The 12,933-nt window shown below is 73.6% G+C and carries 12 protein-coding genes; 10 read left to right on the top strand and 2 right to left on the bottom strand.

Annotation, left to right across the window (positions count from 1 at the left end; genetic code table 11):
* Positions 1–4: 4 nt before the first annotated feature.
* From OOK41_RS23270 to OOK41_RS23230, 9 genes are all read left to right on the top strand, one after another.
* On the top strand, positions 5–310 hold the full coding sequence (locus OOK41_RS23270; protein ID WP_117671624.1) for a hypothetical protein: 306 nt from the start codon (positions 5–7) through the stop codon (positions 308–310).
* Positions 307–2,985, top strand: a complete 2,679-nt coding sequence (gene alaS / locus OOK41_RS23265; protein ID WP_266266694.1) for an alanine--tRNA ligase — start codon at positions 307–309, stop codon at positions 2,983–2,985. Before OOK41_RS23270 ends, alaS begins: the two co-directional genes overlap by 4 nt.
* 73 nt (positions 2,986–3,058) lie before the next feature.
* On the top strand, positions 3,059–3,520 hold the full coding sequence (ruvX, locus tag OOK41_RS23260; RefSeq protein ID WP_117671765.1) for a Holliday junction resolvase RuvX: 462 nt from the start codon (positions 3,059–3,061) through the stop codon (positions 3,518–3,520).
* A complete protein-coding gene (gene mltG / locus OOK41_RS23255) occupies positions 3,517–4,719 on the top strand; it encodes an endolytic transglycosylase MltG (RefSeq protein ID WP_266266693.1) in 1,203 nt (400 codons plus the stop codon). The genes ruvX and mltG overlap by 4 nt, the downstream gene beginning before the upstream one ends.
* The gene (locus OOK41_RS23250) at positions 4,719–5,561 is read left to right on the top strand and encodes a shikimate dehydrogenase (RefSeq protein ID WP_266266692.1); all 843 of its coding nucleotides are present in this window, start codon (positions 4,719–4,721) and stop codon (positions 5,559–5,561) included. Before mltG ends, OOK41_RS23250 begins: the two co-directional genes overlap by 1 nt.
* Before the next feature lie 278 nt (positions 5,562–5,839).
* The gene (locus tag OOK41_RS23245) at positions 5,840–7,720 is read left to right on the top strand and encodes a glycerophosphodiester phosphodiesterase family protein (protein WP_266266691.1); all 1,881 of its coding nucleotides are present in this window, start codon (positions 5,840–5,842) and stop codon (positions 7,718–7,720) included.
* 174 nt (positions 7,721–7,894) lie between these two features.
* Positions 7,895–8,389, top strand: a complete 495-nt coding sequence (locus OOK41_RS23240) for a hypothetical protein (RefSeq protein ID WP_266266690.1) — start codon at positions 7,895–7,897, stop codon at positions 8,387–8,389.
* 138 nt (positions 8,390–8,527) lie between these two features.
* The gene (gene aroC / locus OOK41_RS23235; protein WP_266266689.1) at positions 8,528–9,706 is read left to right on the top strand and encodes a chorismate synthase; all 1,179 of its coding nucleotides are present in this window, start codon (positions 8,528–8,530) and stop codon (positions 9,704–9,706) included.
* The gene (locus OOK41_RS23230; protein WP_117671636.1) at positions 9,703–10,218 is read left to right on the top strand and encodes a shikimate kinase; all 516 of its coding nucleotides are present in this window, start codon (positions 9,703–9,705) and stop codon (positions 10,216–10,218) included. Before aroC ends, OOK41_RS23230 begins: the two co-directional genes overlap by 4 nt.
* Before the next feature lie 23 nt (positions 10,219–10,241).
* Here the strand turns inward: OOK41_RS23230 and OOK41_RS23225 are convergent, their stop codons facing one another.
* Together OOK41_RS23225 and OOK41_RS23220 are read right to left on the bottom strand one after the other, a co-directional pair.
* Positions 10,242–11,042, bottom strand: a complete 801-nt coding sequence (locus OOK41_RS23225) for a cytochrome c oxidase assembly protein (protein ID WP_266266688.1) — start codon at positions 11,040–11,042, stop codon at positions 10,242–10,244.
* Positions 11,039–11,593: a DUF2243 domain-containing protein gene (locus tag OOK41_RS23220; RefSeq protein ID WP_266266687.1), complete on the bottom strand. Its 555-nt coding sequence runs from the start codon at positions 11,591–11,593 to the stop codon at positions 11,039–11,041. The genes OOK41_RS23225 and OOK41_RS23220 overlap by 4 nt, the downstream gene beginning before the upstream one ends.
* A 165-nt stretch (positions 11,594–11,758) precedes the next feature.
* Here OOK41_RS23220 and aroB point away from each other — a divergent pair, with 165 nt between their 5' ends.
* The gene (aroB, locus tag OOK41_RS23215; RefSeq protein ID WP_266266686.1) at positions 11,759–12,838 is read left to right on the top strand and encodes a 3-dehydroquinate synthase; all 1,080 of its coding nucleotides are present in this window, start codon (positions 11,759–11,761) and stop codon (positions 12,836–12,838) included.
* The last annotated feature ends 95 nt before the right edge of the window (positions 12,839–12,933 follow it).

The raw sequence follows: 12,933 nt of genomic DNA, 5'->3' as shown, positions 1-12,933 counted from the left end.
CATCATGAGGCGCCTGTTCTGGCTGGGCATCGGGTTGGCCGTCGGCGTGGTGGTGGTCCGCAAGGCGACCCGTACCGCGCAGGCGTACACGCCGGCCGGCATCGCCGGAGGACTGTCACAATCCGCTGGCGGGCTGGTGGAGTCGCTGCGTAGCTTCGTGGAGGACGTCCGGATCGGGATGGCCGAGCGGGAGCAGGAGATCCACGAGGCATTCGCCCGGGGCGAGGCGTTCGACGACCAGTTCGCAGAGTTGCGGGAGGACCCGCGCATCGGCGACCGAGAGATCTTTCCGGAGGAGCACCAGCGATGAAGACGGCGGAGATCAAGCGGCGGTACCTCGCGCACTTCGAGGCGAACGGCCACGCCGTGGTGCCGTCCGCTCCGCTGCCCGCCATCAGCGACCCGAACCTGCTGTTCGTCAACGCCGGCATGGTGCAGTTCGTCCCCTACTTCCTGGGGCAGCAGGCCCCGCCCCACCCCCGGGCGGTCAGCGTGCAGAAGTGCATCCGCACCCCGGACATCGACGAGGTCGGCAAGACCAGCCGGCACGGCACGTTCTTCCAGATGAACGGCAACTTCTCCTTCGGGGACTACTTCAAGGACGGGGCGATCCCGCTCGCCTGGGACCTGGTCACCAAGCCGGTCGAGCAGGGCGGCTTCGGGCTGGACCCGGAGCGCGTCTGGCCGACGGTCTACCTCGACGACGACGAGGCGTTCGGGATCTGGCGCTCGGTGGGCGTGCCGGCCGAGCGGATCGTCCGCCGGGGCCGGAAGGACAACTTCTGGTCGATGGGCATCCCCGGCCCGGCCGGGCCGTGCTCCGAGCTGTTCTACGACCGGGGCCCGGAGTACGGGCGCGAGGGCGGGCCGGAGGTCGACGAGGACCGGTACATGGAGTTCTGGAACCTCGTCTTCATGCAGTACGAGATCGCCGACGTCACCAGCAAGGAGCACTTCCGGATCGTCGGTGAGCTGCCGGCGAAGAACATCGACACCGGCATGGGCCTGGAGCGGATGGCGTCCATCCTCCAGGGCGTCGACAACCTCTACGAGATCGACGAGGTCCGGCCGATCCTGGCCCGGGCCGCCGAGCTGACCGGCAAGCGGTACGGCGCGCACTCCGGCCACGTGGCCAGCGAGTCGCACCCCGACGACGTGCGGCTGCGGGTGATCGCCGACCACGTCCGCACCGCGCTGATGCTGATCGGCGACGGGGTAACCCCGAGCAACGAGGGGCGTGGCTACGTGCTGCGCCGGATCATGCGCCGCGCCATCCGGTCGGTGCGCCTGCTCGGCTACCAGGACCGGGCGCTGCCCGAGCTGCTGCCGGTGGCGCGGGACTGCATGGCCCCGTCGTACCCGGAGCTGGCGGCCGAGTTCGACCGGATCTCGCAGTACGCGTACGCCGAGGAGGACGCCTTCCTGGCGACGCTGCGCGCCGGGACGACGATCCTGGACACGGCGATCGCCGAGACCCGGTCGGCCGGGAAGGCGGCGCTGTCGGGCGACAAGGCCTTCCAGCTGCACGACACCTACGGCTTCCCGATCGACCTGACCCTGGAGATCGCGGCCGAGCAGGGCCTGACGGTGGACGCCGAGGGCTTCCGCCGGCTGATGGCCGACCAGCGCAGCCGGGCCAAGGCCGACGCGCGGGCGCGCAAGACCGGGCACACCGACGTGTCGGCGTACCGGTCGGTGCTGGACGCGGGCGGTCCGGTGGAGTTCACCGGGTACACCGAGCTGAACCGGGAGTCCCGGGTCCGCGCGGTGCTGTCCGCCGGCGGCGAGGTCGGCGCGGCGGTCGAGGGCGACACGGTCGAGCTGGTGCTGGACACCACCCCGTTCTACGCCGAGGGCGGCGGCCAGCAGCCCGACCAGGGCCTGATCACCGTCGGCGGCGGGCAGGTCGAGGTCTTCGACGTACAGCAGCCGGTGCCGGGCCTGATCGTGCACCGGGCCCGGGTGGTCCGGGGCGAGGTGCGCGCCGGCGAGACCGGGTACGCCGAGATCGACGTGACCCGGCGGCGGGCGATCTCCCGCTCGCACACCGCCACCCACCTGGTGCACCAGACGATGCGCAACTTCCTCGGCGAGTCGGCCACCCAGGCCGGTTCGCTGAACGCCCCGGGCCGGCTGCGGTTCGACTTCAACACCCCGACCGGGGTGGCGCCCAGCGTGCTGCACGACGTGGAGCAGCAGGTCAACGAGGTGCTCCTGGCCGACCTGGAGGTGCACGCCTTCATCACCACCCAGGCGGAGGCCCGCCGGATCGGCGCGATGGCGCTGTTCGGCGAGAAGTACGGCGAGCGGGTCCGGGTCGTCGAGGTCGGCGACTACGCCCGGGAGCTGTGCGGCGGCACCCACGTGGCCCGCTCGGCCCAGCTCGGCCTGGTCAAGATCCTCTCCGAGGCGTCGGTCGGCTCCGGGGTGCGGCGGATCGAGGCCCTGGTGGGCATGGACGCCTTCGGCTTCCTGGCCCGCGAGCACCTGCTGGTCTCCCGGCTCGCCGAGCTGTTCCGGGTGCCCGGCGACCAGGTCGCCGACCGGGTGGAGCAGACCGTCACCCAGCTCCGCGACGCGGAGAAGGAGCTGGAGAAGCTGCGCGCCCAGCTTGTGCTCGGCGGCGCGGCGGCCCTGGCCGGGCAGGCGAAGGACGTCCGCGGGGTGGCGTACGTCGGCACCGAGGCGCCCGAGGGCGCGGCCGGCAACGACGTGCGGACCCTGGCCCAGGAGATCCGTGGCAAGATCGACCCGGCGCGGCCGGCCGTGGTGGCCGTCGCGGCCCGTTCGAACGGCAAGGCGTCCCTGGTGGTGGCCGTGAACGCCGCCGCCCGGGGCCGGGGGCTGACCGCGAAGGACCTGGTCAAGGCCGCCTTCTCCGGTCGGGGTGGCGGCAGCGACGAGGTCGCCCAGGGCGGCGGCCTGCCGGCCGCCGAGGCACCGAAGCTGCTCGCCACCGTCGAGAAGGCGATCGCCGACGCGTGAGCGCATCGCACGTCGAGTCAGGGCGGACCGTCCCGGTTCGCCCTGACTCGTGCCAGGGCAGGGTGGGGAACCGATGACCGAATCGTGGCGTGGAGTCCGCCTGGGGGTGGACGTCGGGCAGGTCCGGGTCGGGGTGGCCCGATCGGACCCGCACGGGGTGCTGGCCACCCCGCTGGTCACCCTCGCCCGGGACCTGACCGCCGCCTCGGACGCCGTCCCGAGCGACCTGGCCGAGCTGGCCGCGCTGGTCGCCGAGCACGAGTGCGTCGAGGTCGTTGTCGGCCTTCCGGTCAATCTCGCTGGTCAGCACGGCCCGGCGGCGCGAAACGTGAAGGCGTACGCTGACCGGTTGGCTGATGTAATAGCGCCCGTTCCGGTAACGCTCACTGACGAGAGGATGTCGACCGTGGTGGCTTCTCGTAGGCTGGCCGAGCGTGGCGTCCGGGGAAAGCGCCAACGCGCGGTGGTCGACCAGGCCGCCGCGGTCGAGATCCTGCAGAGCTGGCTGGACGCGCAGCGGAGGCGGACGCGATGATCGACGATCTGGACCTTGGTTTCGACGACTCGGAGCGGAGCGGCGACAAGGGCAAGCACCGGCGCAGCTACGTGCGCAAGCGCAAGGGCGAGTCCTCGGGCGGCCGGGGCAAGACCGTCCTCGCCCTGCTCATGGCCTTCGTGCTGCTCGGGGTCATCGGCGGCGGGGCCTTCTACGGCTTCGACCGGATCCAGAGCTACTTCGTCACCCCCGACTACGACGGGTCCGGCAGCGGCGAGGTGACGGTCGAGATCAAGCAGGGCGCGCTGCTCGCCGACATGGCCAACGCGCTCTACACCGCCGGGGTGGTCAAGAGCTCCAAGGCGTTCATCGAGGCGGCCGAGGCGAACTCGCGGAGCAAGAACATCCAGCCCGGCACGTACAAGGTGCGCAAGCAGATGAGCGGCGAGCAGGCCCTGATCATGCTGCTGGACCTGAAGAACAAGGTCACCAACGGGCTCACCATCCCCGAGGGGCGCACGGCCAAGGGCATCTACAAGCTGCTCTCGGAGAAGACCGAGATCCCGGTCAAGGAGTTCGAGGCCGCCGCGAAGGACCCGGAGGCGCTCGGCGTGCCGGACTGGTGGTTCAAGCGCACCGACGGCAAACCGGTCAAGAAGTCCATCGAGGGCTTCCTCTACCCGGACACCTACGAGATCCCGCCGAAGGCCACCGCCGAGATCATCCTCAGCCTGATGGTGGAGAACTTCGTCGCGGTCACCGGGGAGCTGAAGTTCGCCGACCAGGTCCAGAAGGAGCGCGGCGGGATCAGCCCGTACGAGGCGCTGATCGTCGCGTCGCTGGCCCAGGCCGAGGCGGGGAACAAGGACGACCTCGGCAAGGTCGCCCGGGTCGCCTACAACCGGGTGTACGGCGAGTTCTTCTGCAACTGCCTGGAGATGGACGTCACGGTCAACTACTACTTCGAGTCGATCGGCCAGGAGGGCAAGCGCTCGAAGGACATGACCCCGGCCGAGCTGGACAACCCGAAGAACCCGTACAACCGCAAGCTGCGCGGAATGATCCCCACCCCGATCAACAACCCGGGTAAGGAAGCCCTCCAGGGGGCGATGGACCCGCCGCCGGGCAAGTGGCTCTACTTCGTGGCGATCGACAAACAGGGGCACTCGGCCTTCGCCGAGACGTACGAGAAGCACCAGAAGAACGAGGCGAAGGCCAGGGAGGCCGGGATCATCTGATGACGACGCCTCGGCGGGCGGCGGTGGTCGGCAAGCCGATCAGCCACTCCCTCTCCCCGGTGATCCACAACGCCGGCTACGCCGCCGCCGGCCTCTCCGGGTGGTCGTACACGACGATCGAGTGCGCGGAGGCGGAGCTGCCGGCCATGGTCGCCGGCCTCGGCCCCGAGTGGGCCGGGCTGTCGGTGACCATGCCGTGCAAGGAGGCGACCCTCGCCCTCGCCGCCGAGGTGTCGCCGGTGGCCACCGCGATGGGCGCGGCGAACACGCTGGTCCACCGGCCCGACGGCTCCTGGTACGCGGACAACACCGACGCCGCCGGGATGGTCGAGCTGCTGGCGGCGGCCGACGTGCGACCCGGCGCCCGGGTGACCGTGCTCGGCGCGGGTGGCACCGGCCGGGCCGCCCTGGCCGCCGCCGCCCGCCTCGGCTCGGGCACCGTGACCGTGGTGGCCCGGCGCGCCTCGGCGATCGACGAGCTGCGGCCCGCCGCCGACGCCCTGGGTCTCACGCTCGCCGGCGCCGACTGGGCCGACGCGGCCGGCCACACCGACGCCGACGTGGTGGTCTCCACCGTGCCGAAGGGGGTCGCCGACCCGCTGGCCGCGGACGCCCGGTGGAAGCCGGGCGCGGTCTACTTCGACGCGCTCTACGACCCCTGGCCGACCCCCCTCGCGGCCTCGGCCGGGGCCGCCGGGTGCCGGGTGGTCTCCGGCCTGGACCTGCTGGTCGCCCAGGCCGTCGGTCAGTTCGAGCACTTCACCGGCGTCCGCGCGCCGGTGCCGGCGATGGCCGCCGCGCTCTCCGCCGAGGTCGGGATCGAGATCCGCCCGGTCCGGTGACCCGGCCGCGCCGACCCGGCCATGCCCCACGCTGGTGGGCCCGCTTGCCATGATCGACTCTGGGTCACTGACACGGCGGTATCCCGTCAACCGGATACCGCCATGTCAGTGACATCGTCGTGCCATCCCGGTGCCGGTGAGGCCCCCGCACGTAGGAGTCCACTCGCGGCCGGCGGCGCCCCGGGCGGGCAAGATCATCTGATGTACATCCGCAGGTCGGCTGCTCGTCGCCGGCTTCGACACCGGGTGTTTCGGTGCGGTCCCTAGCATCTGCGGTCATGTTGACGCTTTCCCGCCCCGCCGGGCGGCGACGCCCGCGCCGGGCCGTCGCCGTGCTCGCGGCGCTCGCCACGACCGCCGGCGTGTTCGCCGCCGTCCAGACCTCCGCCCCCGCCGCCGCCCGGCCCGGCGACGTCGTCGTTGCCGAGGACTTCTCCTCCGGTACGCTGCCCGCCGGCTGGCGCGCGATCGACGGCGAGTGGACGGTGCGCGACGGCCGGCTGTACGGCACCGCCACCAGCGGCACGAAGAAGATCACCTTCGGCCGGCACCTGACCGACTTCCGGTTCTCCGCGACCGTCCGGTTCGAGTCCGTCGCCGAGGCGACCCGGTGGACGGCGCTCGGCCTGGACGTGCCCGCCGACGGCAGCACCCCCTGGTGGATCGCCACCATGCGCAGCGGCACCACGGCCGCCAACGGCCTGGAGTTCGCCCAGCTCACCACCGCCAACGCCTGGAACGTCACCAACACCGGCTCCGCCGGGTACGCCGCCGGCACCGGGCGGGACATGAAGGTCGCCGTGGAGGTGCACGGCAACCAGGCCCGCTGGTTCCTCGACGGCCGGCAGCTCCTGCGTACCAGCAGCCTGACCCGGTCCACCGACGGTGGGCAGGCGCTGGTCGTCAACGGCGGCAGCGTCTCCTTCGACGACGTGCGGGTCACCGAGCTGCCGCCCAACGGCTACCTGCGCCCCGCCGGCGCCCCGCTGACCGTCGTCGCGCACCGTGGCGCGTCCGCCGCCGCCCCGGAGAACACCCTCGTGGCGCAGGAGATCGCCCGCCGGGCCGGCGCGGACTTCGTCGAGAACGACGTCCAGCCGAGCCGCGACGGGGTCCCGTTCGTGCTGCACGACGGCACCGTCGACCGCACCACCGACGGCACGGGCGCGATCCGGAGCCTGACCGCCGACCAGCTCAAGGCCCTCGACGCCGGCTCCTGGTTCGCCCCGCAGTACGCCGGGGCCCGGCTGCCGACGTTGGCCGAGCAGCTCACCGACCTGCGGGCCCGGGGCGGCAACCTGCTGCTGGAGATCAAGGGCGCGCACACCCGCGACGAGGTGGCCCGGATCGTCGAGGTGATCCGCGCCGAGCGGATGACCGGCCGGGTCTTCGTGCAGAGCTTCGAGGTCGACGCGCTGCGGTACACCCGCGAACTGGCCCCCGAGCTGCCGCTCGGCCTGCTCCGGGGCAGCCTGGACGCCGACCCGGTGGCCGTCTCCCGGGACCTGGGCCTGACCGCGTACAACCCGACCGGGGCGGCGCTGCTGGCCCGGCCCGCCGTGGTCGCCGACCTGCACGCCGCGGGCGTCGCGGTGCTGGCCTGGACGGTCGACTCGCCGGCCCAGTGGCAGCAGCTGGAGCGGATCGGCACCGACGGCATCATCACCAACCGGCCGGCCGAGCTGGCCGGCTGGAGCGCGGCCGGCCAGCTCGGCGCCGCCGCGCCGACCGTCTCGATCGCCGCCCCGGCCGACGGCGCGAAGCTGGACCGGGCGCAGCGGCCGGTGCTCACCGTGCCGGCCACCGACGCCGACACCGTGACCGTCACCCTCGACGGCCAGGCGGTCCCGGCGGGCCAGCCGCTCGACCTGACCCGGCTGGCGCCCGGAAAGCACCAGCTCCGCGCGGAGGTGACCGGCCCCAAGGGCACCGCGACCGCCGAGGCCGCCTTCACCGTCCTGGTCACCCCGGCCGGCCTCGGGCACCTGGTGCTCACCTCCGGGGCCCAGGACCAGGCCCTCACCGTGCTCACCAACCACCTGGTCAAGGGCCGGTACGCCGAGCTGGCCCGGTACGCCGACCAGCAGGCCGGCAAGCTCCTGCCCGCCGGCGTGGCCCGGGTGATCGCCGCCGACGCGCGCACCCTCGCCGAGCGCTGACCGGCCGTGGTTCGGGCCGTCACGGCCGGCGGCCCGCACCGCCCCTCTCATCGGATTCAGCCTGAAGTGGATGGTGTCGTACGCCGGCATCAACAACTTCGGATGCCGATAGTGTGATCATGCCTGGGTGTCGCGGATCCCACCGCGACACCCAGGCCCTCCGGGAGGGGTCAGGTGTCCCGCAAGGAACTCGTCATCCCACGGCAGGCCGCGGCCTCGCTGAGGTTCCCGCCGGTCTCGCTGGCCGACGGCAGTCCGGCTGCGCCCCTGGCTGTCCGGCCCTGGCGGGCGTCGCTGTTCCGGCGGTCGCGGACGGTCACCCTTCCCTTCGATCCGCGCTCCGCCGGCCGGATGCGCAGGGCGCTGACGGTGCAGCGGCTGGAAACGCTGCTGCTCGGCCCCGCCCGGCTGGTCGTCGTCGCGATCGGCACGGCGAGTCTGCTCCGCGCCTGGCTGGAACTGACGTTCTCGCACCTGCCGTACGTGCTCGTGTTCGCTGCGCTGGTTCTCGAGGGGGTGTCCTCGTATCTGGGAGCCCAGGTGATCCCTCCGCAGTACCCGCGGGAGCGCAGGGGCGGTGCCCTGTCGATCCGCGACGTGCCGGAGGGGGTCGCAGATCAGTGGATCGCGATGAATCCCGGAGTGCGCAGCGGCACGCCGAGAGACTGATCGGCGCGGGGCCCGGCAGGCGCCCCTGATCCGGCCGGCGGCACCGCGCACGGTCGCACCCCTCACGCCGGCGTCCGCAGGGCGGGACACGGCGGGCGGTGCCGTGGGAGGTAACCCGGTCGTGACAGACTTGCCGACGTGTTGCGTTGGCTGACTGCAGGTGAATCGCACGGTCCCGCCCTCGTCGCGATGCTGGAGGGCGTGCCCGCCGGGATCGAGGTGACCACCGGCGAGATCGCCGGTGAGCTGGCCCGCCGCCGGCTCGGCTATGGCCGGGGTGCCCGGATGTCGTTCGAGCGGGACGAGGTCGAGATCATCGGCGGCCTCCGGCACGGCGTCACCCTGGGCAGCCCGGTGGCCATCCGGATCGGCAACTCCGAGTGGCCCAAGTGGCAGACGGTGATGGCCGCCGACCCGGTGGACCCCGACGAGCTGGCGCAGCAGGCCCGCAACGCGCCGCTGACCCGCCCGCGCCCAGGCCACGCCGACCTCGCCGGCATGCAGAAGTACGGCCACACCGACGCCCGGCCGATCCTGGAGCGGGCCAGCGCGCGGGAGACCGCCGCCCGGGTCGCCGTCGGCACGGTGGCGAAGGCGCTGGTGCGGCAGGCCCTCGGCATCGAGATCGTCTCGCACGTGGTGGAGCTGGGCCCGGTCGCCGCGAAGCCGGGGCTGCGACCGACGCCGGAGGACGCCGAGCGGATCGACGCCGACCCGCTGCGCTGCCTCGACCCGGAGGCCAGCGCCCGGATGGTCGCCGAGGTCGACGCCGCGAAGAAGGCCGCCGACACCCTCGGCGGCGTGGTCGAGGTGCTGGCGTACGGGGTGCCGCCGGGCCTGGGCAGCCACGTGCAGTGGGACCGCAAGCTCGACGCCCGGCTCGCCACGGCGCTGATGTCCATCCAGGCGATTAAGGGCGTGGAGATCGGCGACGGCTGGCAGCAGGCCCGCTCCCGGGGCTCCGAGGCGCACGACGAGATCATCCCGACCGCGACCGGGGTGCGCCGGGTGACCGACCGGGCCGGTGGCCTGGAGGGCGGCATCACCACCGGCGAGCCGCTGCGGGTGAAGGCGGCGATGAAGCCGATCTCCTCACTGAACCGGGCCCTGGCCACCGTCGACGTGACCACGGGGGAGCCGGCGACGGCGATCAACCAGCGCTCCGACGTGTGCGCCGTGCCGGCCGCCGCCGTGGTCGCCGAGGCGATGGTGGCCCTGGTGCTCGCCGAGGCCGCCACGGAGAAGTTCGGCGGCGACTCGGTGGCCGAGATCCGCCGTAACCTGGCCGGCTACCTCGACCACCTGGTGATCCGATGAGCGGGAGGACCCGGCCGGTCTGTGTCCTCGTCGGGTCGCCGGGGTCCGGCAAGAGCACCGTCGGGGAGGCGCTCGCCGCGCTGCTCGGGGTGCAGTTCCGGGACACCGATGCCGACATCGAGCGGCTGGCCGGCAAGCCGATCCCGGAGATCTTCATCGACGAGGGCGAGGCGCACTTCCGTGCCCTCGAACGGGCCGCCACCGCCGCGGCGCTGGCCTCCTGCGCGGGCGTGCTCGCCCTCGGCGGTGGCGCGGTGCTCGCGGAGGAGAACCGGGCCGCCCTGGTCGGGCACACCGTGGTGCACCTGAGCGTCGAGCTGCCCGACGCGGTGCGGCGGGTCGGGCTGGGCGCCGGCCGGCCGCTGCTGGCGATCAACCCGCGGGCGACGCTGAAGCACCTGATGGATCAGCGCCGCCCGCTCTACGCCGAGGTGGCGACCGCGACCGTGGTGACCGACGGGCGGGCCCCGGAGGAGATCGCCGCCGAGATCGCGGCCCTGCTCAAGCCCTGAGGCCCGCCCGGCCCCGGCGAGGGTCAGGGATGGGCCGCCTCCGGCACCGGACGCGACCGAACCGCCGGCCGCGGGGCCTTCCGCACCGGTCGCCAGGTGGCGAGGAGGGCCAGGGCGAGGCCGATCTCGGCCAGGTCGCCCCCGTAGTACATGACCGTCGCCCCGGCCCGGAGCTGCTCGGGCGGGCCCGGCACGTCCACGGCCAGCCCGGCGTACAGGAGCTGGGAGAGGGTGGCGTGGGCGGCGACGGCGACGCCGAGCACCACCAGCCGGACCGGCACCCGGGGCCGGTGCGGGCCGGGATCGGGGCCGGCGACCGACCAGGTGAACAGGCAACCGGCGAGCAGGAAGTGCAGGTGCACCAGGTGGTGCAGCGGCGGCGATGTCAGGGTGGCCCGGTACAGCGGCGTCAGGTACAGCAGGTACAGCCCGCCGGCGGTCAGCGCCAGCCCGGTGACCGGGTGGGCCAGCGCGCCCACGGCCGGTCGGCGCAGCAGCCGGACCAGCGCCCGGCCGCGCCGCCGGTGCACCGTGCGCAGCAGCAGGGTGCCCGGCGCGCCGAGCACCAGGCCCAGCGGCGCGAGCATGCCGATCAGCAGGTGCTGCCACATGTGCGCGGCGAAGCCGCCGGCCGGCAGGGCGAGCCCGACCGCGAGCAGACCCGTGCCGGCGCCGAAGGCCGCCGTCCGCCGGTGCGGCCACCCACCGCCGCCCGGGCCCCGCTGCCGCAGCGCGGCGGCGAGGTAGAGCCAGAACAACGCCAGGGGTACGAGCAGCGCCGGCCCCGGGGCGAACGCGCCGTGGCCGGCGTGGGCCGGGGTCACCGCCGGTCGGCGCAGAGGTCCACGGCCGTGCCGCGGCGCCGCACCAGCCAGCCGGCGGCGACCAGCACCGCGCCGAGCGCCAGGAACCCGAGGTCCCACCAGGTCCGGTACGCGCCGCCGCGCACGTGGTGGATGCCGAGCAGGTGGTGGTCGACGACCCCCTCGACGAGGTTGAACAACCCCCAGCCGACCAGCGCCCAGCCCCACAGCACCGGCGAGCGCCACAGCCGGCCCCGGGACCGGGTCACCCGGGCGTAGAGCAGGGCCAGGCCGGCCAGCACCGCCACCCAGGTCACCACGTGGAAGATCCCGTCCCACAGGGTGTTCATCTCCAGCCCGGGCACCGTGTCCACCGGGTATGCCTTCACCCCGACGTTGTCGCTGCCGGTGCTGCTGAGCATGTGGTGCCACTGGAGCACCTGGTGCAGCACGATGCCGTCGGCGAAGCCGCCGAGGCCGACGCCGAGGATGGTGGCGGGCACCCGGATGTCGACGCCGTCGATCGTGGCGGGCGCCCGGGTGTCGGTGTCGTCGGTCGTGGGTGTGGTCATCGCGGGTACCTCCGCCTCGTAGGCCGGTGCGTGCTGAACGCTGCCCCCCGCTTCTCCTGGCTAAACGCTGCCGGGCCGTGCTGGTCACGCCCCGGTGACGATCCGCCCGCCACGGAGTGGACAGTCGCCGCCGGGGCCCCGCCGGCTGGACTAGGCTGCCGGGCGATGGACGAGGTGACCCGTATTCCGGTCGGCGGCGAGCGGCCGTACGACGTGTTGGTGGGACGCGACCTGCTCGACACGCTCCCGACGTTGCTGCCCGGCGCGACCCGGGTGGCGGTGTTGTACGCGCCGCCGCTGACGGGGCTGGCCGACGCGCTCGGCGCCCGCCTGGCCGCCGCCGGGATGGCTCCGCTGACCGTGCAGGTGCCGGACGCCGAGGCGGGCAAGGCCATCGAGGTGGCCGCCGCGTGCTGGGACCGGCTCGGCGAGGCGGGCTTCACCCGTACCGACGCGGTGGTCGGGGTGGGCGGCGGCGCGGTCACCGACCTGGCCGGCTTCGTCGCGGCCTGCTGGCTGCGCGGGGTGCGCTGGGTGCCGGTGGCGACCTCGCTGCTCGGCATGGTCGACGCCGCCGTCGGCGGCAAGACCGGGATCAACACCGCGGCCGGCAAGAACCTGGTCGGCGGCTTCCACCCGCCGGTCGGGGTGCTGTGCGACCTCGCGGTGCTCGACAGCCTCCCGTCGGCCGACCTGGCGGCCGGCCTGGCCGAGGTGGTCAAGTGCGGGTTCATCGCCGACCCGGTGATCCTCGACCTGGTCGAGCGGGACCGGGCCGCGGCCACCGACCCGACCTCGCCGGTGGTCCGGGAGCTGGTCGAGCGGGCGATCCGGGTCAAGGCCGACGTGGTATCCGGCGACCTGCGCGAGTCCGGGGTGCGTGAGGTGCTCAACTACGGCCACACCCTGGCCCACGCCATCGAGAAGGTGGAGGGGTACCGCTGGCGGCACGGGCACGCCGTCGCCGTCGGCCTGGTCTACGCGGGCGAACTGGCCCGGCTGGCCGGCCGGCTGGACCCCGCGACCGCGCGGCGGCACCGCACGGTGCTCACGGCGCTCGGGCTGCCGACGGGCTACCGGGCCGACGCGTGGCCGGCGCTGCTGGCCGCGATGCGGGTGGACAAGAAGACCCGCGGCTCGCGGCTGCGGTTCGTGGTGCTCGACGGCCTGGCCCGCCCGGCGATCCTGGAGGGCCCGGACGACGAACTGCTGCACGCCGCGTACGAGGAGATCACCTCCCGGTGAGCGCGAGGAGTGCAGCGCAGCGGAGCCCCGCAGTCGCGAACGAAAGGCGATGCCGGTGAGCGCGAGGAGTGCAGCGCAGCGGAGCCCCGCAGTCG

The sequence above is a fragment of the Micromonospora sp. NBC_01655 genome, from assembly GCF_026339755.1.
Taxonomy (GTDB): Bacteria; Actinomycetota; Actinomycetes; order Mycobacteriales; family Micromonosporaceae; genus Micromonospora.
The sequence above is the reverse complement of the archived record's forward strand: the minus strand, read 5'-3'. Positions and strand labels throughout refer to the sequence as shown.